This is a genomic window from Streptomyces sp. NPDC058955, from assembly GCF_042741435.1.
Taxonomy (GTDB): domain Bacteria; phylum Actinomycetota; class Actinomycetes; order Streptomycetales; family Streptomycetaceae; genus Streptomyces.
In genome coordinates, this window is sequence record NZ_JBHYKM010000033.1 from 1 (window position 1) to 23,235 (window position 23,235).

Consider the following 23,235-nt stretch of genomic DNA (forward strand, 5'->3'; position numbering starts at 1 on the left):
GCGGCGAGGTCTCCGCCGGCGCCGTACCCCCGAACGGCGCGGCCGGCCGCCCGGCGGGGGAGTACAGCACGCCCAGCAGCCACGCCCGCCGGGCCTCTCTCCTGGTGGTGACGCCCCGTCACCGCCCTTGCGGTTCCCCTCCCCCGCGCCCCGGGCGCGGGCGGAATCCCCAGGGAACCGTCTCCCTCACAGGATGGAGCCGTCCATGGCACGTACCGCACCGGCGCGGATGCTGCGCCGGATCGCCGCCGAGCACCTCCCCGCCACCGCCTCCCCGGCCGCCTCCCCCGGCGGTCCTCTGTCCCGACGCTCGCTGCTCCAGGGCCTCGCCGCCGGGGCGGGCCTCGCCGCCGTGTCGGCGGTCGGGGCCGCCGCGCCGGCCCGCGCCGCCACCCCGCCCGTGATCGCCGTGGTGGGCGCGGGCATCGCGGGTCTGACGACGGCCCTGCGCCTCGCCGACCACGGCGTCGCCTGCACGGTCTACGAGGCCGACAGCCGCGTCGGCGGCCGGATCTTCACCCAGCCGGCCGGGGCGTACTGGGCCGACGGGCAGGTGTCGGAGTGGGGCGGCGAGCTCATCGACTCGGGCCACGTCCACATGCACCAGCTGGCCCAGCGGTTCGGGCTGCCGCTGGACGACCTGCGGGCCGCCGAGCCGGCGGGCTCGACCGAGGTGTACCGCTTCGGCGGCGGCTACTACACGTTCGCGGAGGCGAGCGCGGACTTCAAGGGGGTGAAGCCGGCGCTCCAGCGGGACCTCGCCTCCTTCGACTGGCCGGTGGGGTGGAACGCGCCCAACAGCCCCGGCGCGGTGGCCCTGTCGAACATGAGCGTCTTCGACTGGATCGAGAGCCGGGTGCCCGGCGGGCACGCCTCCCGCTTCGGGCGGCTGCTCGACGTGGCGTACACGACGGAGTTCGGCGCCGACACCACGGAGTCGTCCGCGCTCGGCATCGTCGGCGTGCTCGGCTACCAGCCCGCGCCGGGCGGGTTCGCGCTGTTCGGCGAGAGCGACACCCGCTTCCACGTGCGCGGCGGGAACCAGCGCCTCCCGCAGGCGATCGCGGCGGCGCTGCCGGCCGGGACCGTCCGGCACGGCTGGCGGCTGAGAGCGGTGACGGCGGTGGCCGGCGGACGGCAGGAGCTGACGTTCACCGCCGACGGCTGTACGCGGACGGTCCTGGCCGACCACACGGTGCTGGCGCTCCCGCTCGGGGTCGTGCAGCGGCTCGACCTGTCGGCCGCCGGGTTCGACGCGCTGAAGCGCGGCTCCCTGGCCACGATGACGATGGGCAGGAACGCGAAGCTCTCGCTCCAGTTCGACGGCCGGCCGTGGAACGCGTCCGGGCCGTGGGGCCTCGCGTCCGGCAGCACCATGTCCGAGACCGGCTACCAGACGTCGTGGGAGACCAGCCGGGCGCAGTCCGGCGGGAAGGGCATCCTGACGGTGTACGCGGGCGGCAGCCGCGCCGACGCGTTCGCGCCCGCGTCGCCGTTCCGCACGGCGGCGGACCCGCAGGTCGCGGCCTACGCGCGGACGGCTCTGGCGCAGCTCGAACCGGTCTTCCCCGGCATCACGGCCGGCTGGACGGGCCGGGCGACCCTGGCGGCCTGGCCGCTGCACCCACTGGCGTACGGCTCCTACGCGGCCGCGCCTCCCGGGTACTCGCACGTGTACGGGGGCTACGAGTCCGTCCGGCAGGGCAACACCCACTTCGCCGGCGAGTACACCTCCGAGGCGGCGCAGGGCTACATGGAGGGCGGCGCGCAGTCCGGGGTGCGGGCGGCCGACGAGGTCCTGGCCGACCTGGGGGTGATCCCGGCGTCCTGACGCCGGGCCCGGGGGCCCGCGCGCCGGCGGCGGGCCGGTGAGCGGGCCCCCGGGGGCTTCGCGGGGTCAGGCGCGGCAGCGGAGGAGCTCCAGCGGCGGGTGGGCGAGGAGGTCGGCCCAGAACTCCTCGCCGTACGCGCGGAGGCCCTCCTCCGAGATCCGCAGCGGCAGCCACTCGACGTCGCGGAAGCCGGCCGCGGCCAGGGCGTCCTCGTAGACCTCGCGGCGCGGGGCGGCGCCCACGATGCTGATCGGGTGCGGGTCGAGGAGGGCGGTGACGCGGACCCGCGGGCCCGTCTCGATCTCCTCGCCGGTCGGCTCGCAGCGGAAGCCGTACGTCTCCAGGGAGGCGCAGTCGAAGGCGTAGTCGGGCTTCTGCGCGAAGACGTGGAACCAGCCGCCGGGCACCAGGCTGCGGTGGATGTTCGCGCACATCCGCTCCATCTCGGCGACGGAACCGGCGTAGTTGAGACACTGCACGCCGAGCGCGAGGTCGAACGGCTCGTCGACCGGGGCCAGTTCGGCGACGTCGCCGATCTCGTAGCACACACCGAGCGGGTCGCGGTCCTCGATGGCCCGGGCGGCGGCGATCATCTCGGAGGAGATGTCGACGCCGAGGACGTCGGCGGCGCCGCGCCGCTTCAGCTCGCGGCTGTAGAAGCCGGTGCCGCAGGCGAGGTCGAGCACCGTCCTGCCGGTGACGTCGCCGACCAGTTCCAGGACGCTGGGCACCTCCCCGTAACGGGTGATCGGCAGGGCCTTGAAGCCCTCGAACGCCTCGCCGATCCCGTCGTACTGCTGCACCGTCATGTGCTGCCCCCCTCGTGGCCTTCGGGTCGTGTGCGGACGCGCCGGACCCGCGGGCAGGGGTGCCCGCCGGGCTCGCCGGGGCGCCGCCGTGGCACCGAGTCTGCGCCGCGCCCGCCCGGCCGTCGTACTGTCGGATGACACGAGAAGCCGGGGGGCGGGCGCCCGTATCGCCCAAGGAGAGGCGCTGATCAGGCGTGTGCCGTCGGGCGGCGCACCGGGCCGTCAGGCCGCGGGGGGCGTCGGTCCGCCCGCGGCCTGGAGGTCGGCGAGGAGTTCCGCCTGGCCGGCGAGGACGCCGGAGAGGATGCCCCGGGCAACCGCGAGCAGCTCCGCCATCCGCGGGTCGGTCAGCGAGTAGTGCACGGCCGAGCCCTCGCGGCGGGCGACGACCAGGTTCGCGCGCCGCAGCACCGCCAGCTGCTGCGAGAGGTGGGCGGGCTCGACGGCGACCTCGGCGAGCAGCTCCGAGACGGCGTGCTCGCGCAGGCTCAGCAGCTCCAGGACGCGGATGCGTACGGGGTGGCCGAGCGTCTTGAAGAACTCCGCCTTCAGTTGGTAGAGCGGCGCGGTCCTGGTCATGGCGCGGTCAGACCTTCTTGACCACGCTCGACTTGAGCTGCATCGGGCCGAAGCCGTCGACCTTGCAGTCGATGTCGTGGCCGTCGACGCCGTCGACGAGCCGGATGTTGCGGACCTTGGTGCCGGCCTTGATGCCGGTGGGGCTGCCCTTGACCTTGAGGGTCTTGACGACGGTGACCGTGTCGCCGTCGGAGAGCACGTTGCCGACGGCGTCCTTGATCACCTTGGCGGCGCCGGTGTCACCCTCGGTGGCGGCGGCCTCACCGGCGGCCGGCCACTCGTGGCCGCATTCGGGGCAGACCAGCAGGGCGCCCATCTCGTAGGTGTAGACGCCGGAGCATTCGGGACAGGGAGGCAGGTTCTCGTTCACCCTCCGATCCTATGAGCGATGTGACCACTTGCGAAAATCGGCAACCCGGCGCGGCGGCGGCCGGGGCCTCGTCCTCGTCGGGCCCCGGGCGGGCTTTCAGGCCGGTGTGACGACGATCAGGACGTCGCCCTCGTGCCAGTGCCGGGTCTCGGTCCTCGGCGGGTTGAGGCGGGGGCGGCGGGCGTCGCGGGGGCGGTAGCCGAGGGCGGCGGCGCCGTGGCGGGCGGCGGCGGTGGCCACGGCGGCGAAGGGCGCCTCCGTGCCGGGCGGGACGAAGTCGGTGGCGGGGCGGAGGCGGACGCCGCCGCCGGTGGGGGCGAAGAGGGTGTCGAAGGCGGCCGCCAGGTGTGGGTTCTGGGAGACCTGGGCCATCAGGAGGGCGGCCAGCCGGCCGGTGACCACGAGGTCGGTGCGGGGTCCGGCGGGGGCCAGCGGGCGGTTGCGGGCGTCGGTGAGCTCGGCCGCCGTGGGCATGGCCCGGCCCGTTTCCCCCTCCCGCGCCCGGAGGTGGAGCAGGGTGACGAGGGTGCGGGCGTCGGGGTCGGGGTGTCCGTCGCCGTCCGGGCCGGCGAGGACGAGCACCTGGTCGTACGCCTCCGGTTCCGCCGGCCGCCCGGCGTCGCCGTCCCGCACCGCCGTCACCCCGCCCGCCGCCAGGCCCTCCGCCACGCGCTCGGCCCGGCGGTTCCAGCCCAGGACGAGGACCCGGCGCGCCGCCGCCGGGGCCGGGGACCGGGTGGGTCGGCCGGCCGCGTGGGGTTCGTGCGCGGCGGGGAGGACGGTCGCCCGGTGGTCCTCGGCCAGGACGAGGAGGCCGTCGCCCGGGGCGAGCGGGGTCTCCGGGGGCGGGTTGAGGTGCGGGGTGCCGTCCGCCCGTACGATCCCGATCGGGCAGGAGTCGGGGCAGGCGGCGGCCAGTTCGCCGTAGCGGCGGCCGGGGAGGCCCGGCGGGCGGAGGGTGTGGAGTTCGGCGCCCGCGAAGTCGAGCAGGTCCTCCAGGACGGGTGCGAGGCCGGGCTCCAGGACGCACTGGACGAGCAGCCGGGCCGCGAGGTCGTCGACGTCCAGGACGGTCGCGCCGGGCCCCGCGGCGAGGCGGGCGGCCGGGAGGTGGGCGCCGTCGCGGACCGCCGCCACGACCGGGACGGGGCAGCCCGCCCCCACCGCCGCCCGGAGCGCGAGGAGGCTCCTGATCACCTCGACGTCGGCGCCGGGGGCGTCCGGCGGGAGGACGACGACCGCCCCGGCGGCGGCGGGGGTCACCCGGGCCAGCGCGGCCGGGTCGGCGGGGCGGCCCCGGCGGCACAGCAGCCGCACCCGCGCGCGGGACGGCAGTGCGTCGCGTAACTCCCGCTCCATCTCCGTCTTGTCGCGGTCGGCGAGGACGACGACGGCGCCGCGCCCTCGCTGGGCGTGGGCGGCGAGCAGTTCGGCGACGACCGTGGGGGCCTGCTCGGACCAGCCGAGGACCAGGGTGTGGCCGCGCTCGACGACCGTGGTCTGGCCGCGTTCCAGTTCGGCGAGCCGGTCGGTGAGGGCGGTGGTGACGATGCCGACCAGGAAGGAGACGTACAGCAGGGAGACCAGGGCGAGGAAGACCGTCAGGGCGATCCGCAGCGGCGGGCCGACCTCGCCGCCGAGCCGGAGGGTCTGGCCGACCGTCCGCCAGACGGTGGCGGCCTTGCCCTGGAGGGTGTCGGGGGCCTTGCTGTCGGTCCACACCAGGAGGGCGCTGGCGGGGGCCACCAGGCCGAGACAGGCCAGAGCCAGCCAGGCCACGAGGGCCGTCACCCCGCGCACCACGGTGCGGTCGACCCAGTACCGCGCCCTGGCCCGCACCCCGGGGTGCGCCGCCGGGCCGGGCGGCGGCGGTCCGGCCGCCCGGACGGCCGGTGCCGGACCGGGCCGGGTCCGGCGGGGCGTCCGCTGGGAGGGGACCGTGGACTCGCGCTCCTTACGCACGGCAGCAGGGTGGCTGCGGCCCCGCCGCGAAACGCCGTCGACGCCCGGTGTTCATCCTTTCGGGCAGGCGCGCGGGAGGCACGCGTTCGAGCGGTTCACCCGGCGCACGCCGCGGCGGCGCCCCGGCGGCGGGGGTCAACTGCGGAGGTGCGAGGCCCCGTTGAGGTCGAGGATGGTGCCGGACGCCCATTCGGCGGCCGGGGAGGCGAGCCAGAGCACGGCCGCCGCGATCTCGTCGGCGTCCGCGACGCGGCCGAAGGGGCTCTGCGCGCGGATCGCCTCGCCCTCGGGCCCCTCCAGGCGGGGCGCGACCCGTTCGGTGGCGAAGAAGCCGGGGGCGACCGAGGCGACGCCGATGCCGTACGGGGCGAGGGAGACGGCGAGCGACTGGCCGAGCGCGTGGACGGCGGCCTTGGTGGCGCCGTAGGCGGGGTGGTCGGGCTCGCCGCGGAAGGCGCCCCGGGAGCCGATGTTGACGATCCGCCCGCCCGTGCCCCGGTCGATCATCCGGCGGGCCACGAGGTGACTGAGATGGGCGGTGGCGAGCAGGTTCACGGCGACGTGCTGCTGCCAGAGCGCCGTCCACTCCTCGTACGGGGTCTCCGCCAGGGGGTGGCGGAGGTTCACGGCGGCGTTGTTCACGAGGATGTCGATGCCGCCCGCCCCGGCGCCGCCCCCGCCGCCCCCGCCGCCCCCGCCGTCGTCGCTCCCTTCGCGGCTGAAGGCCTCGGCCGCCGCGTCGACGACCGCCGCCGCTCCGGCGGGGTCCGCGAGGTCGCTGGCGACCAGGACGTGTCCGGTGCCGTCGAGGGAGGCGAGGGTGGCGCGGGCCTCCTCGGCGCGCGTGCCGTAGTGGACGGCGACCCGGTCGCCGTTGGCCGCGAACGCGCGGGCGACCGCCCGGCCGAGGCCTCGCGAGGCGCCGCTGACGAGGACGCGCCTGCCTGTGTCGGGCAGCTTCACCGGTGTGCCTTCCGGTCGGGGACGAACCGTACGGCCCGTCATTCTGCCCGCCGGGGTGGGGTGTTGGGACTTCCCGCCGGGATGGCCGGAACCAGTGCCACCATTTGGAAGGTTTTGTATCACTCCGGATATCGATCCGATCAGAGTGAGTTCCTGACCGATCAAGAACGCCTCTATAGTGCGGTCGTTCCGAACCTCCCTGTGCCTGCCTCACGAGAGTCCGGTAGATGTCGGCGTCGCCCACCCCGTTCCGCCCCGCCCTGATCGCCTCCGTGCTGACCGTCGCCGCGGGCGGTGCCCTCGTGGGCGCCGCGACGAGCGCCGCGCCGGCCGAGGTCCGCACCCCGCTGGCCTGGTTCGCCGTCTGCGCGGTGCTGCTCCTCGCGGCCGCCGCGTTCGCCGTCACCTGGTACGCGCGCACCGCCCGCGGCCTCGCCAAGCAGGCCGAACGGCTGACCGCCCAGGTCTCCTCCCAGGCCACCTACGCCGCCCAGCGCCAGGCCGCCGCCGAGCGCGAGGTCGCGGCCCTGCGGGAGCGCCACGAGGCCCAGGCGGCCGCCGAGGCCGCCGCCCACGCGGCCCGCGCCGACGAACTGGTCCGCGCCCAGCGGGCCGAGGCCGAGCGGCTCGCCGCCGGCCACGCGGCCGCCGTCGCCGGACTGGAACAGCGGCTGCGCCGCGCCGAGTCCGCCCGCTCCGCCGCCCTCGCCGCCGCCGCCAACGCGGCCGGCCGGATGCAGGCCCTGGCGACGAGCATGATGGCCGACCTGCGCGAGATGGAGCACCGGCACGCCGACGAGGACGTCCTCGCCGACCTCCTCCACCTCGACCACCGCACCGCCCAGGCGGGCCGGCTCGCCGACTCCGTCGCCGTGCTCACCGGCGCCCGCTCGGGCCGCCGCTGGGCCCGGCCCATCGTCATGGAGTCGATCCTGCGCGGCGCCATGGGCCGCATCTCCGGCTACCAGCGGGTCCGGCTGCACTCCGCCTGCGAGGCGGCCGTCGCCGGCCACGCCGCCGAGGGCGTCATGCACGCGCTGGCCGAACTCCTCGACAACGCCGCCAACTTCTCCCCGCCGAGCGCGGAGGTCCACGTCTACGTGGAGGAGGTCCCGGCGGGGATCGTCATCACGGTCGAGGACAGCGGGCTGACGATGAGCGACGTCCAGCTGCGGCGGGCCGAGGCCGCCGTCGACGCGGCCACCCAGGACCTGGCGGGCCTCTCCGGCACCCGCCTCGGCCTCCACGTGGTCGGCCGGCTGGCCCGCAAGCACAACCTCTCCGTCTCCTTCCGGCCCTCCGCGCGCGGCGGCACCGGCGTCGTCCTGATGATCCCCCAGGAGCTGGTCACCCGCGGCACCGAGGCGACCCTCGCGCCCGCCCCCGCGCAGGCCGCCGCCCCGCGCACCCTGCCCGCCCGGACCGCCGCGCCCCGCACCGCGCCGGCGGCCGAGCCGGAGACCTCCCACGCGTCGGCGGCCGAGGCCCCGGCGGAGGGCACGATGCCCGGGATCCCGCTGCCGCGCCGGCGGCGCGGCCGGACCCTCGCCGCGCACCAGGAGGCCGGCGGCAGGGCGCCCGCCGATCCGGCCCGCAAGGCAACGCCCCGCACCGGCGAGGCGGCCCGCGCCCGCTTCGGCGGCTTCCAGAGCGGCGTGCGCGGCACCGAGGGCAAGCCCGCCGAGACCCCCGCCACCCCCTCCTCCCCCGGGGCGGAACCGACCACGCCGTCCTCGAACGACCCCCATTCGGAAGGCAATCCGCGATGACCGGCACGACCACCGACGACAAGCTCAGCTGGCTCCTGGAGGGCCTGCTGGAACGCACCCCGGGCACCCGGCACGCGCTGGTGCTCTCCCGGGACGGCCTCAAGCTCTGCCGCACCTCCGGGCTCTCCGTCGACCAGGCCGACCAGCTGGCCGCCATCGCCGCGGGCATCCAGAGCCTGTCGCACGGCGCCTCCGTGGAGTTCGGCGACGGCACCGGCGGGGTCCGCTCCGCGATGGCCGAGTTCTACGGCGGCATCCTCTTCATCGTCGAGGCCGGGGAGGGCGCCCACCTCGCGCTCGTCGCCGACGAGGACGCCGACGCCGGGCTCGTCGGGCACAACATGACGGAGCTGGTCGAGCAGCTGGGTGAGCACCTCGTCGCGAGGCCGCGGGGATGAGCCGCCTCAGGCCGGGTCGCGACGACTCCCCCGACCGCCTCTACACGCTGACCGGCGGCCGCAGCCGCACCGGTTCCACCGCCTTCGACGTGGTGACGCTCGTGGTGGCCGAGAGCGACCCCGTGCCCGGCATGCAGTCCGAGCACGCCGCCATCCTGCGCATGTGCCGCTTCCCCACCGCCGTGGTGGAGGTCGCCGCCGGGCTCGGGCTGCCCGTGTCGATCACCAAGATCCTCCTGGCCGACCTGCACGACACCGGCCGGATCAGCGCCCGGCACCCGCGCCCCACCACCTCGTACCGCCTTCCCGATCACGACATCCTGGAGCAGGTGCTCGTTGGACTCCGCAATCTCTGAGCAGCGCCCGACCCTGAGCAGCACCGCCGACAACGGACTGAAGATCGTCGTCGTCGGCGGCTTCGGGGTCGGCAAGACCACCCTGGTCCGCTCGGTCAGCGAGATCCGTCCGCTGAACACCGAGGAGACGATGTCGCAGGCCGGCGAGGGCATCGACGACACCGGGGGCGTCGCCGCCAAGACCGCCACCACCGTCGCCTTCGACTTCGGCCGGATCTCCCTGGACACGCGCAACGTGCTGTACCTGTTCGGCGCGCCCGGCCAGGAGCGGTTCTGGTTCCTGTGGGACCGGCTCTTCTCCGGGACGCTCGGCGCGGTCGTCCTGGTCGACACCCGCCGGATCGCGGACTCCTGGTACGCGGTCGACCGACTGGAGCACCACGGCACCCCGTTCGTCGTCGCCTGCAACGACTTCGGCGGGCCCGCGCACACCGCCGAGGAGATCCGCGACGCCCTCGACCTGCCCGACGAGGTCCCGCTGGTCTTCTGCGACGCCCGGTCCCGGGAGTCCAGCAAGCAGGTCCTCATCACGCTCGTCGAGCACCTGCAGCAGGTGGTGGCCGCCGCCGGGCGATGACCGCAAGACGTTGCTGAAATCCCGCGCAAGATCTTGCCGACATGCGCGCGAGGCTGGTTGACTCCTCACACGTCCACGACGTGGTGCCCGTGTGAGGAGAAGCGATGAGCAGCGACTACGACGTCCTCGTCCTGGGCGGGTCGGGCGTCGACACGATCGTGTACGTCCCCGAACTCCCGCTGCCCTACGCCGACAGCTACATGATCCGCCCCGGCATCGAGGCCCGCGCGGGCCAGAGCGGGGACTTCGTGGCGCTGGGGACCGCCTCGCTGGGGCTGCGCACCCACCACATCGACATGATCGGCGACGACGCCTTCGGCGACCTGGTGCGCGCCCTGCACCGCGACCGCGGCATCGGCTTCACCGAGGTCCCGCAGCCCGGCGGCACCAAGCGGGCCGTCAACCTCGTGGGTCCGGACGGGCGCCGGCTCTCGCTCTACGACGACAGCCGCTCCCGGGAGTCGGACCGGCTGCCGGAGGACCTGGTGCGCAAGCTCGCCGCCGTCTCCCGGCACGCGCACGTCTCGATCACGTACCCGTGCGCCTTCGCGCTGCCGCTGCTCCACGAGGCGGGCCTGACCGTCTCGACGGACCTGCACAACTGGGACGGCGAGAATCCGTACCACGAGCCGTTCGCGTACGGCTCCGACGTCGTCTTCGTGTCGGCCACGGCCCTGCCGGACCCGGTGGCGACCCTGCGCCGGGTGCTGGAGCGGGGCCGGGCGGAGGTGGCCGTCGCCACCGCCGGCGCGGAGGGCTCGTACCTGCTCACCCGCGACCGCCGGGACCCGCTGCACGTCCCGGCGGTGGCCCCGCGCGAAGCGGTCGTGGACTCCAACGGCGCGGGCGACGCCTACGCCGCCGGTTTCCTCTTCGGCCGGCTCGCCGGCGAGCCCCCGGAGCGCTGCGCCCTGTACGGCGCGGTCGCCGGCGCCTTCGCCTGTACGGTGCCCGCCACCGGCAGCGACGCCATCGGCCGGGAGGCGCTGCTCGCCGAGGTCGCCGCGCTCAGCTGACGCCGGGCGCGGGCAGCGCGGCGCCGACCGCCGCGTGGACGGCCCGGGCCAGGCGGGCGCCCCACAGGGAGCGGGGTCCTGCGAAGGGCTCGGCGGGGCCGCCGGGCGCGGGCCGGAGGGCGAGGACGCAGACCGCGTCCGTCGGGGTGCCGGAGCAGTCGTGGCCCGCGTCGAGGAGTGCCTGCGTCTTGGCCTCGGTGGCGGTGGCCACGGCGTTGACGAGGGCGGCGTCGGTGAGCGGCGCGGGCACGGTGACGACGATGTTGATGGTGCCGGGGGCCTGCGGGGCGGGCACGGCCGGGCCCGGTGCCGCCGCCCAGCCCCGGACCTCGATCCCGGCGGTGGCCACCGCGTCGACGCCGCCGTCGGAGGCGGCTCCGCGACGGGCGACCTCGGCGGCGGTCATCAGCCCCACGCCGGGGCCGTGGAGGCCGGCCCGCCGGGCGAGCCCGGCGAGGTGCGCCTCGGGGTCGGTGCGGGTGTAGCCGTGCGCGACCTGGACGTTCAGCACCCAGGACCGCTCGCCGATCCCGCCGCCGAGCACCGCGCTGCTGACGGCCCGCCAGCCGGGCCCGTGCCGCCAGACGAGCGCCCCGAGCACCTGGCCGTCCTCGTCCCGCTCCCACAGCTCCGGAGGGGCCGGAAGGACCGGCGGGGCCGGTTCCACCACCGCGGTCACCGCAACGCGCTCCTCGCTGTCAGCCGTACGTCCCGGTGATCCTACAAACCGGTCGGCGGCGGTGCGGCGGCCGGACTCCGGTCCGGCACGATGGTGGCGCCGAGGACCAGGCCCACGGCGATGGCGGTGACGACGAGGACGAGCTCCAGCAGGTCCGTGAAGCCGTCCACGACGTGCCCGCCGGCCAGGGTGGTCAGCCCGCGCATGCCGAGCGAACCGACGGTGAGCGTGAAGAAGCCGGGCAGGACGAGGAGGAGCCGGGGCGGCCGCTCCGGGCCCCGGGACAGCAGTGTCGCCGCCGCCGCGAGCACCACCGCGGCGACGAAGGTGCCGCCGGTCTCCCCGATCAGCGCGGTGGCCGCGGACTGCACGCCGACCGTCAGGTAGACGAGCGCCAGCAGGGCCCCGAGGAAGCGGCGGGGGATCGCGAAGGCGAGCAGGGTCCCGGCGGTGAAGACCGTCCACGAGGCGAAGAGCACCCAGCGCGGCAGGTCGGCCTCGGCCGCCGTGTCGAAGAGCGCCTCGGTGGCGGTGCCGGTGACGTACACCCCGAGCAGCACGCCCACGCACAGCTGGACCAGCAGGAAGACCGCGTACACCAGCCGGATCGCGCCGGTCGAGATCAGCCCGGCGCCGAGTTCGGCGGCGGCCGCGCTCAGGTAGTCGCCGGGCACGAAGAAGAACAGCGCGGGCAGCATCAGCAGCACCGGCCCGCCGTGCGCCGGATCGCCGGCGAACAGCGTGAGCGTGACGACCGACACCGTCACCGAGGCGATCAGCGGCAGCACCCGGGCGAGCCGCGGGACCCGGTCGGACGCCACCGCGAGGCACGCGGCGAGCGTCGCCAGGACGGCCGTGGTGCCGACCTCGTACCACGTGGGCTGCATCAGCGGGGCGAAGCCCAGCGAGAAGAGCACGATCCCGAGCAGCTTCAGCCACCACGGGTACGGGGCCGGCGCCGCCTCGATCCGGTCCAGCCGGGCGCTCGCCTCCGCCGCTCCGGCCCGCCCGGCGCACACGTCGGCCACCAGCGGCTTCAGCGCCGCGATCCGGTCCAGCCGGGCCACCTCGGGGGCGGCGTGCACGACCACGGTCCGGGCCGGCCCGTCGGGGCGGGCGACGGTCAGGGTGACGGCGTCCATGACGAGCAGCACGGACACCTCGGCGCCCAGGGCGCGCCCGGCCGCCGTGACCTCGCGCGCGATCAGCTCGGCGCCCTCGCCGGAGGTGCGCAGCAGCAGTGCGGTGAGCCGGGTCAGGAAGCCGGTGACCCGGTCGACGTCCTCCGCCGCCGCCTCCGCCGGTTCCCCCTCGGGTCGCGCCACGGCCGCCTCCTCGGGTACAGGGTGACGAACGATCAGCATCCCCCAGCCGGCGGCGCCCGGCATCCGGCGCCGGCCTCCCGCCCCCGCCCCCGGCCCTCCGTCACCCGATCGGCCGTCCCGCCCTGCGGCGCCGTCCTCCGTCGCGCAGCCTGGTGCGGATCACGTCGGTTCCCCCGGAGGAGGGCCCATGGCATCGATGGACGTCCCGGCCGATCTGCCGAAACCCCGCGCCGAGGCGCGGCCGGTCGCCCCGCCCACGATCACGTGGGTGACGCTGGCGCTGATGACCACGGCGTCGGTGGCGAGCCTGCGCGCCGCGCCGACGATGGCCGTCTACGGCCTCGCCTGCGTCTTCCTCTACCTGGTGCCGGCCATCGTGTTCCTGCTGCCGACGGCCCTGGTCTCCGCGGAGCTGGCCTCCGGCTGGTCGGGCGGTGTCTACCGGTGGGTGGCCGAGGGGCTGTCGAAGCCGCTCGGCTTCCTCGCCGTGTGGTGCCAGTTCGCGATGACGATCTTCTACTATCCGAGCCTGCTGGCCTTCGTGGCCTCGACGATCGCCTTCGTGATCGATCCCTCGCTCGCCTCCAACGGCGTCTACACGGCGATCGTCATCATGGTCCTGTACTGGACCGGCGTCTGGGTCTCCTCGCGCGGCACCAAGGCCCTCGCCGGGCTCTCCTCCTGGGGCCTGATCATCGGCACGCTGGTGCCCGGCACCGTCCTCGTCGTGCTCGGCATGGTCTTCCTCGGGCAGGGCAACCCGTCGGCGGCCCCGATGGACGCCGACCACCTGCTGCCGCAGTGGACCGGCCTCGCGAGCCTCGTCCTGATCGTCAACAACTTCCTGTCGTACTCGGGCATGGAGATGAACGCGGTGCACGTCTCCTCGCTGAAGGACCCGGCGAAGGAGTACCCGAAGTCGATGTTCCTGGCGATGGGCCTGGTGCTGCTGATCTTCATCCTGCCGGCGCTGGCGATCAGCTGGGTCGTCCCGGCGGACCAGCTCAGCCTCACGGCCGGCGTCATGCAGGCGTTCGACGCCTTCTTCTCGTACTTCGACGTGGGCTGGATGACGCCGATCGCGGCCGTCATGCTGATCTCCGCCTCCCTCGGCGGCATGCTGACCTGGCTGGCCGGCCCGTCCAAGGGCCTCCTGGAGATCTCCCGCAGCGAGGGCTACCTGCCGCCGTTCCTGCAGAAGCTCAACAAGTTCGGCATCCAGCAGAACATCCTCGTCACCCAGGGCATCGTCACCTCGATCATCGCCCTCGGGTACGCGCTGATCCCGAACGTCTCCAGCGTGTACTGGATCTTCTCGACCATCACCACGCAGGTCTACCTCATCGTCTACCTGCTGATGTTCGTCGCGGCGATGCGGCTGCGGAAGCTCCGGCCGGACCACCCGCGCGGCTACCGGGCGCCCGCCCTCGGGCTGATCTGCTCGGTCGGACTGCTCGCCTCGCTCGCCGCGATGTTCATCGGCTTCGTCCCGCCCTCCCAGTTCGGCAGCGGCAGCGTCCTGTCGTACGTCGTCATCGTCGGCGGCGGCCTGCTGATCCTCGGACTGCTCATCCCCTGGGCGTTCCTGAAACTGCGCAAGCCCAGCTGGCGCACGGCCGAGGCCGCCGCCCCGAACGAGGGAGACGCCGCATGAGCCCGACCCGCTTCGCCTCCGAGCACAAGGTGATCTACTGGGGCGCGATCGTGATCCTGGTCGGCCTGCTGATCACCGGTCTGATCCGGTACAGCAGCTTCAAGCGGTCCGAGGAGACCTCGAAGAAGGCCCAGCAGCTCAGCGAGGAGCTGGTGAAGGCGGGCTATCCCGCCCCCGACCAGGAGACCGTCGAGCGACTGCTCGGCACCGACGGCGGCCCGGTCTGCGAGGACCCCGGCAACGCCCTGAAGAAGGCGCTGTACCGGCTCCAGCAGCTCACCACCGGTGCTCCGGGCCCCGGCAACCGTCCGGTCATCGCCGACTCCAAGGCCGTCGAGGCCGAGCGGATCGTCCTGCAGGTGTACTGCCCCGACGAGGTGGACGAGTTCGACGAGGCCGTCGAGGACCTCAAGACCGACGACACCGTCAGGCGCTGACGGGCCGTACGGCCCCGGCCCTCACGGGGTGTCCGGGGCCGTGCGCACCGGGAAGCTGAAGGTGCGCCCCTGCTCCTTCAGCCACGGCAGGACCTCCCGCAGCGCCGTCACGCTCTGCGAACGGTCGCCGCCGCCGTCGTGGAAGAGGATCGTCGGCCCGTTGGACAGCTCGTTCTTGACGGTGGCCACGATGGCGGCGGCGCCGGGCCGCTCGAAGTCCTTGGTGTCCACGTTCCACCCCAGCGGCCGCATCCCCGCGGCCGCGGCTATCTTCCGGCTGTCCGGGGTGAACGCCCCGCCCGGGGCGCGGTAGTACTGCACCTCCACCCCGCCGGCGGCCTCCTCGATGAGCGTGCGCGCGTCGAGGATCTGCTGCTTCTGGTACGCGACGGGCTTGCGGTCCATCGTCGTGTCGTGGGTCATGGTGTGGTCGCACAGCCGGTGCCCCTCGGCCACCACGCGCCTCACCAGGTCGGGGTGCTGCTTCGCCTGCGGGCCGATCATGCAGAACACGGCCTTGACGTCGTTCTCCTTGAGGATGTCGAGCATCTTCGGCGTCCACCGCGGGTCGGGCCCGTCGTCGATGGTGATGTTGACGGCCCGTCCGCCCGCCTCGGCCGCGTGGGCGATCCCCTCCGGCACCCGGACCGCGGGCTTCGCCGGCCGGCTCGGCTCCGCGTTCCGCTGGGCCGGCACGCCCGGCCGGGCCGCGCCCCCGCCGCCCGGTGCCGCGGCGCTCTCGCCGTCCCCGCCCACCAGCGCCGTCGCGCCCCAGGCGGCCAGGCTGATCCCGACCGCCGACGCCAACACGGCCACGTGCGCGGTGTACTTGCCCATCCGGCGCATGCGCCCTCCGATCCTCGCGTTCCCGATGCGACCCCGCGTCCTCCGACGCGCTCCCGGGGGAGAGGACGAAACATGCCCCGAACAGGTTTCACCCATTCGGCGGATGTGACAGAGGTACCGTTCGGTTGCGATTCCGCTGCCGTTCGGATGGTGCGCCGGACGGGCTTCCGGTGCAGACTGTGCACCACACCTGGTCGAGATCCCCACTGGAGGCCGGAAGAGTGAGCGGCGGCAGCGGCGGACGACGCCTGACCGGCAGGGTCTCGCCCGTGCGCACCTCGACGGTGTACCGGTCCGCGGCGCTCCGCGCCCGGCGCCGCCGGGCCGACGGCGCGATTCCGCTCGACGCCCCGGACACCGAGGAACGGCTCGCCTGGCTCAACGCCGCGACCACCCGCATCGGCACCACCCTGGACCTGGAGAGCACCGCCCGGGAGCTGGCCGACTTCACCGTCCCCGGGTTCGCCGACGGCGCCGCCGTCGACATCCTGGAGAGCGTCCTGCACGGCGAGGAGGGCTCCCGCTGGACCGGCAGCGGCGTCCCCGCGATGCGGGCGGTCGCGCTCTCCGCCGTGGACACCATGACCACCCTGGAGGCCGTCCCGGTCGGCGAGACCTACGTCCGCGACCAGAAGCGGCACGAGACGCTGCTCCACCGGTACTGTCTGCGGCGCGGCGAGCCCGTCCTGGTCGCCAGGATGCGCGACGAGGACTTCGCCCGCGTCGCCCCCACCGCGAGCGGCGCGGCGAAGATGCGGGCGCTGGGCGTGCACAGCTACCTCGCGGTGCCGCTGATCGCCCGCGGGCTGCTGCTCGGCAGCGCCGACTTCGTCCGCGGCCCGGGCAGCCCGCCCTTCTCCCCCACCGACCTGGTCCTCGCCGAGCAGCTGGCCTCCCGCGCCGCCGTCTTCATCGACAACGCCCGGCTGTACGGCCGGGAGCGCGAGCACGTCGTCCAGCTCCAGCGCACCCTGCTGCCCCGGGCCACACCGGTCACCCCGGGACTGCGGGTGCGGGGCGAGTACGCGCCCTCGGCGGCCCGCCACACGGTCGGCGGCGACTGGTACGACGTCATGTCGCTGCCCGGCGGCCGTACGGCGCTGATGGCGGGCGACGTGATGGGCCAGGGGCTGCCCGCCGCCGCCACCATGGGTCGGCTCCGGGCCGTCGCCCGCACCCTGATGACCCTCGACATGGCGCCCGAGCGGGTCCTGGCCCGGCTCGACCTCGCCACCCGCGACCTGGAGGACGACCAGGTCGCCACCTTCCTCTGCGCGGTCTACGACCCGGCGGACGCCTCCTGCACGCTGGCCGGCGCGGGCCACCTGCCGCCGCTGCTGCTGGACGGGCGCGGCGGCGCCGGGTTCGTCGGGCTGCCCGCCGGGGCGCCGCTGGGCGCCGGGGTGATCCCGTACGACCCGGTGACGGTCACCGTGCCGGACGGCGGGGCGCTCGTGCTGTTCACCGACGGGCTGGTGAAGGCCCGCGGCGCCGACCTGGAGGAGCAGCTGGACCTGTTGCGCAAGGCGGCGCTCGCGCTGCCGCCGTCCGCGCTGGAGGACGGCGGGCTGATCGCGGCGGCCCCGGCGGGACCCGGCCGGTTCGACGAGGCGGTGCTGCTGACCGCGCGGTCCGTGCCGCTCGCCGCGGAGACCGGGCTGCGGGTCTGGCCGCTGTCCGGCGACGGGCGGGCCGCCTCGGAGGCCCGGCGGCTCGTCACCCGCCAGCTCGCCGAGTGGGGCCTGGACGACCTCGCCGACGTGTGCGAGCTGGTCGTGTCCGAGCTGGTCGGCAACGCCCTGCGGTACGGGAACGGGCCGGGCGAGCTGCGGCTGCTGCGCGGCGAGCGGCTGGTCGTCGAGGTGTCGGACACCGGCCCCGACCTGCCGCAGATCCAGCACGCCGACCTCAGCGACGAGGGCGGCCGCGGCCTCCAGCTCGTCAACATGCTGTGCCGCCGCTGGGGTTCCTGCCGCACCTCCGGCGGCAAGGTCGTCTGGGCCGAGCAGAACCTTCCGGCCTGAGCCCTCCGGCAGAGCCGTACGGCACCCCGGGACCGGGACGTCCGGCCCTGCCCGGCGGCCGGTGCGGCCCGGCATGCTGTCGGACGAAGGCCGTTGCGACCCGCCTCCGGGCGGGAGTCCGACGAAGGAGAGTCATGCCTGCGGATCCGACCGCGTCCCCGCGGCGGGCCCCCGCGTCCCGCGCGGAGTTCCGCTACGTGCTCGGCCGGGCGCTGCCGTTCCTGGTGATCGTCCTCGCCGTGCTCGCCGACGTCCTCACCCCACCGGTCGAACGGTTCGACCGTTTCCTGATCGCCGCCCCGGCGCTCGCCGCCGCCACCTGGTCCGCCCGGGGCACGGCCGCGATCGGCGCCCTCGCGATGGCGGCGACGGCCCTCACCGCCGCCGTGCGCGGCGGGAACCTCCACCCGGCGCTGATCGGGAACGAGGTGGTGCTCGCCGTCGTCGTGCTCGCCGCGGTCGTGGCCAGCCGCGTCCGGCAGCGCCGCGAGGCCGAGCTGCGCCAGATCAGCGCGGTCGCGGAGGCCGCCCAGTCGGCGGTGCTGCGCCCGCTGCCGCCCCGCCTGGGCTCCGTCGACCTGCGGCTGCTGTACGAGACGTCCGCCGCCTGCGCGCAGGTCGGCGGCGACTTCTACAAGGCGCTGAAGGTCCGCGACGGCGTCCGGATCATGCTCGGCGACGTCCAGGGCAAGGGCCTGCCGGCGGTGGAGGCGGCGTCGCTGCTCCTCGGCTCGTTCCGCGAGGCCGCCTACACCGCCCCGGACCTGCCCGCGATCGCGCAGCGCCTGGAGGAGAGCATGGCCCGGTACGCGGAGCGCGCCCCGGAGTCGGAGGCGGCCGACCGCTTCTCGACGGTGCTGCTCGCGGAGATCCCCGACGACCGGCCGGTGATCCGGCTGCTCAGCTGCGGCCACCCGGCGCCGGTGGTGCAGCGGGGCCGGACGGTGGAGACGGTCGAGTTCTCCGCGCCGTCGGTGCCGGTCCACCTGCCGGTGCCGGTCGACGCCCCGTTCACCGTGGAGGAGGTGCCCTTCGGCCCCGGCGACCGGCTGCTGATGTTCACCGACGGCGTCTCCGAGACCCGCGACGCGAGCGGCGCCTTCTACCCGCTGGAGCGGCGGCTGCGGGCCTGGGCGGACGAGCCCGCCGACCGCGTCCCGGAGCTGCTGCGGGCGGACCTGGACCGGTTCGGCGCCCACGGCCTGGACGACGACACCACGGCGCTCCTGGTGGTCCGGGACGGGCCCGGGGCGCAGGTCGGGGGAATCCCCACGCAACCGCGGGCGGCCGCCGTCCGGGCCTGACGGGCTGGGGCGGATCCTGGTCGTGCTAAGAAGGCCGGATGACGCTCACACAGGGCCGGCGGGTGCGCCTCGCGGTCGATCTGACGCTGGCCGGGACGGTCACGGTGGCCGGCGACCCGGCCGAGGAGCCGGCGGCGGTGGCCGGGGCGCTGCTGGTCGGGGCCGGGACGGAGGGGGTCGTCGAGCGGGTCGACGAGCCGGAGGAGTCCCGGCCGGACCCGGAGGCGGCGGAGTACGAGCGTCTCGTCTCGCTGCTCGACTCGTTCGGCGCCCAGATGCCGCCGGCGAGCCGGGAGCGGGCGGAGGAGCAGGTGCGCGCGCTGGAGCCGGCGTGGGAGGCGTACCGGAACCGGCGGCCGGTCGTCACGGCGCGGGTCCGGCTCGACGGCGGGCTGGTCCTGGAGCGGGTCCGCGAGGACGTGCTGACCGCCGTCTGAGGCGTCTCCCGGCCGTCTCCGGGCCGCCTGCCGCCCGCCTCTCGCCCGCCTCTCGCCCGCGTCTCGCCCGCCGGGGAGCGGGCACCATACCAGGACGGACCGTCCTCCCTGGCGAAGTTCGAACACTCTCCACAGTCGGACGAATCCGTACGGTAGTCATGGGGCCAGGGAGGAAACACCTTGGTCTTCAGTCTGATCCGTCGCCGCGCGGCCGCCCCCGCCGGCGCCGCATGCCCCTACTCGGCCGCCGCCGCGGCCCCCGCCGTCGTCCCGCCGCCGGCCGTTCCGCGCGAGCCGGAGCGGGTGGACCGGCGGCAGGCGGAGGAGTTCGTCCGGCAGTTCCACGAGGAGTCCCCCGGCGCCGGGGACGCGGACGCCCGGGTCCGCCAAGTGCGGGCCGAGATCGCCCGTACCGGCACGTACGAGCACACGCCCGAGGAGCTGGCCTTCGGCGCCCGGGTCGCCTGGCGCAACGCGGCCCGCTGCATCGGGCGGCTCTACTGGAGCAGTCTGGTCGTGCGGGACCTGCGCGGGGTGTCGTCCGCCGACGGGATCGCGGCCGCCTGCGCCGAGCACCTGCGGGCGGCGGAGAACGGCGGGCGGATCCGCCCGGTCCTCACCGTCTTCGCCCCGGACCGGCCCGGCCGCCCGGCCCCCCGGATCGTCAACGACCAGCTGGTCCGGTACGCGGGCCACCGCACCCCGGCCGGCCGCTGGATCGGCGATCCGCGCGCGGCGGCGACCACGGCGCTCGCCCGCGAGCTGGGCTGGAAGCGGGAGGAGGAGCCCTTCCAGGTGCTGCCGCTGATGGTGCGGGAGCGCCCCGACGCCCGCCCGCGGTGGTACGAGCTGCCGGACGGCGCCGTGCGGGAGGTGCCGCTGCGCCACCCCGAGCACGCCTGGTTCGCCGGGCTCGGGCTGCGCTGGTACGCGGTGCCGGCGATCAGCGACATGGTGCTGGAGATCGGCGGGGTGCGGTATCCGGCGGCGCCGTTCAACGGCTGGTACATGGGCACCGAGATAGGCGCGCGGAACCTGGCCGACGCGGACCGGTACGACCTGCTGCCGCTGGTCGCGGAGAAGCTGGGCCTGGACCGCTCCTCGGAGCGGACGCTGTGGCGGGACCGGGCGCTGGTGGAGCTGAACGTGGCGGTGCTGCACTCCTTCCAGGAGGCCGGGGTGACGATGGCGGACCACCACACCGAGTCCGAGCGCTTCCTGAAGCACATCGCGCGGGAGCGGCGGCACGGCCGGGCGACGCCGGCCGACTGGAGCTGGATCGTCCCGCCCCTGTCGGGCGCGGCCACGCCGGTCTTCCACCGCTACTACGACCCGGTCGACCCGTCCCTGCGCCCGGCGTTCGTGCCCCGGCAGGGTTAGGCCGCCCGGTGGCTCGGGCGAGGCGGCCCGGGGTCAGTACCGTCCGCCGCCCGTGCGGTTCCCCCGGCCGCCCCTGCGGGGGCGGCGGTCCTGGCGGGGGCCGCCGGAGTCGGTGGCTCCGCCGGCGGCCTCCGGTGAGGAGAACAGCACCGGGACGGCCGGGCCCGAGGCGGCCGGGGCCGCGGTCCGCGGCTCGGGCACCCGCTCCGGTCTCCGGGTCTCGGCCGGGCTCGCCGCCCGCGCCACGATCCGGGCGTGGGTGATCAGCGGGGCGCACGCCTCGCAGATCTCGGCGAGCGTCCAGACCTCGCCGACGGCCGGATTGTGGATGAGGACGAGGAGGGTCCGGCCGGAGCACAGGGCCCGGGACTGGTGGTGGCGGCAGCCGGCTCCCCCGCAGGCGCACGAGGCGTTCGGGCGCGGGGTCGCCAGCCGGGCGTGGGCCCGCACGTGCTCGGCGGCGAAGGCGCGCAGCGCGCGCACGTCCTTGGAGCGGTCCGGCATGCGGCAGCCCGCGGTGGTGCAGCTGACCCGCGCCGAGTGGTCGTGGTGGCCGGTGAGGCGAATCGTCCAGGTCCTGCCTGGCACACGGGATCCGAGTGGCATGCTCAACGCGCACAAGTCCGTTCGGGAGAGGAGGCGTTCGGTCTCTGTTTACCCCGAAGACGAGGGCCCGACGCGTCCTCCCCGGCGTGTCAGGCGGTGTCGTCACCCTTCCCGTCCCGCGGCCGGAGCGCCGCGGCGCCGAGGACCGCCGCCCAGATGGCGAGCGGGGTCACCGGCCAGTAGAACTTCAGCTCGCCGTCGCTGAGGCACGTGACGCCCCAGATCACGGTCATCACCAGGAGGCCGCCGAGCCAGTGGCGCCATTCGGCGAACCACTCGGCGCGTTCCTCGCGCTCGCGCTCCTCGCGGCCGGGCGCGGGTGCGGGCAGGTCGGCGGTGAGGACGTCGAGTTCGCCGGCGGTACGGGCGGCCAGTGCGGCCTCGACGCGGGCGGCGTGCTCGTCGGGCTGGAGCCGGCCCTCGGCCAGGGCGGCGGCGAGGATGTCGACGGCGGCGTCCCGCTCCCGGTCGGAGACCCGCATCTCGGGCAGGCGCCGCCGCGGGGCGGCGTCGCGCTTGCGCAGCGGGTCGGCGGGGCGGTCGGGCTGCTGGTCCATGTGCTCCCCCATTCGTTAGAATACGACCGTATCCTAAAGTGCGGAGCGAGACGATGCCCAGGACCGTCGACCGGTCGGAACAGCGCCGCCAGATCGGCGCCGCCCTGCTGCGCCTGGCCGGCGAGGAGGGGCTCGACCAGGTGAGCGTGCGGACGGTGGCGGCGGCGAGCGGCCGGTCCCCCGGCGCGGTCCAGAAGTACTTCCGCAGCAAGGAGGAACTGCTCCTGTTCGCCTCCGAGCTGGCCGGGGAGCGGATCGAGCGGCGCATGGGCGCGGTCGACCCGGCGCTGCCGCTGCGGCCGGCGCTGCGCGAACTGATCCTGACCACCCTGCCGCTGGACCCGGAGCGGCGCGCCGAGACGGCCGCCCAGCTGGCCTTCGCGGTCCACGCCGCCCACCACCCCCGGCTGGCCGAGGCCCGGCAGCGCGTCGACCGGGAGCTCCGCGACGCCCTCGCCGACCGGCTCACCGCCGCCGGAAGCCCGCTGCCCGGTCCGGCCGCCGACGCCCTCATCGCCGTCTCCGACGGCCTCGCCCTGCGCCTGCTCTACGCCCCCGGCGAGGCCCCGGCCCTGCTCGCCGCGCTCGACCGGGCCCTCGACGTCCTGACGCCCGCCGGCTGACGTCCCGGCCTCCCGACGCTCTGTCACGATGGGGCGGTGAGCGAGACGGTGGCCGGGAGCGGCGAGGGTGCGGAAGGGCCGGCGCGGCGCCGGCGGCGGGACCCGGAGTGGACGTACGCGGCGCTGGTGGACGCGCTGCTCCGGCTGGTCGCCGAGAGCGGCCGGGAGCCCACCCGGAAGGCGATCGCGGAGCGGGCCGGGGTGTCCGAGCGGACGGTCTTCGTGCACTTCGCCGACCGCGAGGCGCTCTACGTGGCCGCCGCACGGCGGCAGGCGGAGCGGTGGCGCGCGCACGCCGAGCCGGTGCCGCCGGAGTGGCCGACGGCCCGGAAGGTGGCGGCGCTGCTCGCCCAGCGCGAGCGGATGTACGAGGTGATGACCCCGATCCGCAGGATCGGCCTCGGCCTGGAGCCGGACTCCCCGGGGCTGCGCGAGGTGATGGCGGCGGGCGACGCCTGGTTCCGCGCGGACCTCGCGGAGGTGTTCGCGCCCGAGCTCGCCCGGGTCCCGGACGCCTCCGCTCCGGGCGGGCTCCTGGACGCGCTGGACGGGGCCTCGTCGTGGGCGGCCTGGGACCATCTGCGCTCCCGGCGCGGCCTGGACGGGGCGGCGGCCCGCAGCGCGCTCGGCCGGACCCTGGGGGCGCTGCTCACCGCACCGACGGCCGCCGGCCGGGACTGACGCCCACCCGGGCCCGAGCACCCCTGCCTGGCGCCGACCCCTTGACGCGTA

Annotated in this window: 24 protein-coding genes; 14 read left to right on the top strand and 10 right to left on the bottom strand. The window is 75.5% G+C overall.

The genetic code is table 11. The annotated features are described in order from the left end of the window. Positions 1-205 precede the first annotated feature (205 nt). Positions 206-1,831, top strand: a complete 1,626-nt coding sequence (locus ACFW1I_RS15465; RefSeq protein ID WP_384669999.1) for a flavin monoamine oxidase family protein — start codon at positions 206-208, stop codon at positions 1,829-1,831. 66 nt (positions 1,832-1,897) lie between these two features. On the opposite strand, the gene ACFW1I_RS15470 is transcribed toward ACFW1I_RS15465, so the two are convergent. The 5 genes from ACFW1I_RS15470 to ACFW1I_RS15490 form a co-directional block, all read right to left on the bottom strand. Beyond that, the gene (locus ACFW1I_RS15470) at positions 1,898-2,641 is read right to left on the bottom strand and encodes a class I SAM-dependent methyltransferase (protein WP_384670001.1); all 744 of its coding nucleotides are present in this window, start codon (positions 2,639-2,641) and stop codon (positions 1,898-1,900) included. Between the two features lie 222 nt (positions 2,642-2,863). Next, the gene (locus ACFW1I_RS15475; protein WP_384670003.1) at positions 2,864-3,220 is read right to left on the bottom strand and encodes an ArsR/SmtB family transcription factor; all 357 of its coding nucleotides are present in this window, start codon (positions 3,218-3,220) and stop codon (positions 2,864-2,866) included. A gap of 7 nt (positions 3,221-3,227) precedes the next feature. Beyond that, positions 3,228-3,590 carry a zinc ribbon domain-containing protein YjdM gene (locus ACFW1I_RS15480; RefSeq protein ID WP_384670004.1) on the bottom strand — a complete coding sequence of 121 codons (363 nt, stop codon included), beginning with the start codon at positions 3,588-3,590 and terminating at the stop codon, positions 3,228-3,230. A 96-nt stretch (positions 3,591-3,686) separates the two neighbouring features. Next, entirely contained in the window at positions 3,687-5,552 is a 1,866-nt protein-coding gene (locus tag ACFW1I_RS15485; protein ID WP_384670006.1) for an NAD-binding lipoprotein, read from the bottom strand. Positions 5,553-5,687: 135 nt separating this feature from the next. Continuing rightward, complete coding sequence (locus tag ACFW1I_RS15490; RefSeq protein WP_384670007.1) at positions 5,688-6,557, bottom strand: SDR family NAD(P)-dependent oxidoreductase; 870 nt, start codon at positions 6,555-6,557, stop codon at positions 5,688-5,690. A 185-nt stretch (positions 6,558-6,742) separates the two neighbouring features. Here ACFW1I_RS15490 and ACFW1I_RS15495 point away from each other — a divergent pair, with 185 nt between their 5' ends. From ACFW1I_RS15495 to ACFW1I_RS15515, 5 genes are all read left to right on the top strand, one after another. After that, the gene (locus ACFW1I_RS15495; protein ID WP_384670009.1) at positions 6,743-8,284 is read left to right on the top strand and encodes a sensor histidine kinase; all 1,542 of its coding nucleotides are present in this window, start codon (positions 6,743-6,745) and stop codon (positions 8,282-8,284) included. Next, positions 8,281-8,682 (top strand): roadblock/LC7 domain-containing protein, encoded by a 402-nt coding sequence (locus tag ACFW1I_RS15500; RefSeq protein ID WP_031012374.1) that lies wholly within the window; start codon positions 8,281-8,283, stop codon positions 8,680-8,682. Before ACFW1I_RS15495 ends, ACFW1I_RS15500 begins: the two co-directional genes overlap by 4 nt. Further along, entirely contained in the window at positions 8,679-9,038 is a 360-nt protein-coding gene (locus ACFW1I_RS15505; RefSeq protein ID WP_384670010.1) for a DUF742 domain-containing protein, read from the top strand. Before ACFW1I_RS15500 ends, ACFW1I_RS15505 begins: the two co-directional genes overlap by 4 nt. Then, positions 9,019-9,615 carry an ATP/GTP-binding protein gene (locus ACFW1I_RS15510; protein ID WP_384670012.1) on the top strand — a complete coding sequence of 199 codons (597 nt, stop codon included), beginning with the start codon at positions 9,019-9,021 and terminating at the stop codon, positions 9,613-9,615. The genes ACFW1I_RS15505 and ACFW1I_RS15510 overlap by 20 nt, the downstream gene beginning before the upstream one ends. 104 nt (positions 9,616-9,719) lie before the next feature. Beyond that, positions 9,720-10,631, top strand: a complete 912-nt coding sequence (locus tag ACFW1I_RS15515) for an adenosine kinase (protein WP_384670014.1) — start codon at positions 9,720-9,722, stop codon at positions 10,629-10,631. Here the strand turns inward: ACFW1I_RS15515 and ACFW1I_RS15520 are convergent. Continuing rightward, a complete protein-coding gene (locus ACFW1I_RS15520) occupies positions 10,624-11,310 on the bottom strand; it encodes an adenosylcobinamide amidohydrolase (RefSeq protein WP_384670016.1) in 687 nt (228 codons plus the stop codon). The genes ACFW1I_RS15515 and ACFW1I_RS15520 overlap by 8 nt on opposite strands. Before the next feature lie 41 nt (positions 11,311-11,351). Beyond that, positions 11,352-12,635, bottom strand: coding sequence for a threonine/serine exporter family protein (locus ACFW1I_RS15525; RefSeq protein ID WP_384670018.1), 1,284 nt, complete (start codon positions 12,633-12,635; stop codon positions 11,352-11,354). Positions 12,636-12,822: 187 nt separating this feature from the next. Here ACFW1I_RS15525 and ACFW1I_RS15530 point away from each other — a divergent pair, with 187 nt between their 5' ends. Beyond that, entirely contained in the window at positions 12,823-14,289 is a 1,467-nt protein-coding gene (locus ACFW1I_RS15530) for an APC family permease (protein WP_384670019.1), read from the top strand. Further along, positions 14,286-14,726 (top strand): hypothetical protein, encoded by a 441-nt coding sequence (locus ACFW1I_RS15535; RefSeq protein WP_384670021.1) that lies wholly within the window; start codon positions 14,286-14,288, stop codon positions 14,724-14,726. Before ACFW1I_RS15530 ends, ACFW1I_RS15535 begins: the two co-directional genes overlap by 4 nt. Before the next feature lie 21 nt (positions 14,727-14,747). Here ACFW1I_RS15535 and ACFW1I_RS15540 read toward each other — a convergent pair whose 3' ends face one another. After that, entirely contained in the window at positions 14,748-15,572 is an 825-nt protein-coding gene (locus tag ACFW1I_RS15540; protein ID WP_384670022.1) for a polysaccharide deacetylase family protein, read from the bottom strand. A 221-nt stretch (positions 15,573-15,793) separates the two neighbouring features. Between ACFW1I_RS15540 and ACFW1I_RS15545 the strand changes: the two genes are divergently transcribed. The 4 genes from ACFW1I_RS15545 (at position 15,794) to ACFW1I_RS15560 (ending at position 20,717) form a co-directional block, all read left to right on the top strand. Further along, a complete protein-coding gene (locus ACFW1I_RS15545; protein ID WP_384670023.1) occupies positions 15,794-17,596 on the top strand; it encodes a SpoIIE family protein phosphatase in 1,803 nt (600 codons plus the stop codon). A gap of 134 nt (positions 17,597-17,730) precedes the next feature. Beyond that, complete coding sequence (locus ACFW1I_RS15550) at positions 17,731-18,900, top strand: PP2C family protein-serine/threonine phosphatase (protein ID WP_384670025.1); 1,170 nt, start codon at positions 17,731-17,733, stop codon at positions 18,898-18,900. A gap of 38 nt (positions 18,901-18,938) precedes the next feature. Next, positions 18,939-19,337: a hypothetical protein gene (locus ACFW1I_RS15555; RefSeq protein WP_384670027.1), complete on the top strand. Its 399-nt coding sequence runs from the start codon at positions 18,939-18,941 to the stop codon at positions 19,335-19,337. Between the two features lie 180 nt (positions 19,338-19,517). Beyond that, complete coding sequence (locus tag ACFW1I_RS15560) at positions 19,518-20,717, top strand: nitric oxide synthase oxygenase (RefSeq protein ID WP_384670029.1); 1,200 nt, start codon at positions 19,518-19,520, stop codon at positions 20,715-20,717. Positions 20,718-20,750: 33 nt separating this feature from the next. Here ACFW1I_RS15560 and ACFW1I_RS15565 read toward each other — a convergent pair whose 3' ends face one another. Continuing rightward, positions 20,751-21,305, bottom strand: coding sequence for a hypothetical protein (locus ACFW1I_RS15565; protein WP_384670031.1), 555 nt, complete (start codon positions 21,303-21,305; stop codon positions 20,751-20,753). Positions 21,306-21,412: 107 nt separating this feature from the next. After that, positions 21,413-21,880 carry a DUF1707 domain-containing protein gene (locus tag ACFW1I_RS15570; protein WP_384670033.1) on the bottom strand — a complete coding sequence of 156 codons (468 nt, stop codon included), beginning with the start codon at positions 21,878-21,880 and terminating at the stop codon, positions 21,413-21,415. A 53-nt stretch (positions 21,881-21,933) separates the two neighbouring features. On the opposite strand from ACFW1I_RS15570, the gene ACFW1I_RS15575 reads away from it, so the two are divergent. After that, the gene (locus ACFW1I_RS15575) at positions 21,934-22,503 is read left to right on the top strand and encodes a TetR/AcrR family transcriptional regulator (RefSeq protein ID WP_384670035.1); all 570 of its coding nucleotides are present in this window, start codon (positions 21,934-21,936) and stop codon (positions 22,501-22,503) included. Positions 22,504-22,539: 36 nt separating this feature from the next. After that, positions 22,540-23,184, top strand: a complete 645-nt coding sequence (locus ACFW1I_RS15580; protein WP_384670037.1) for a TetR/AcrR family transcriptional regulator — start codon at positions 22,540-22,542, stop codon at positions 23,182-23,184. The last annotated feature ends 51 nt before the right edge of the window (positions 23,185-23,235 follow it).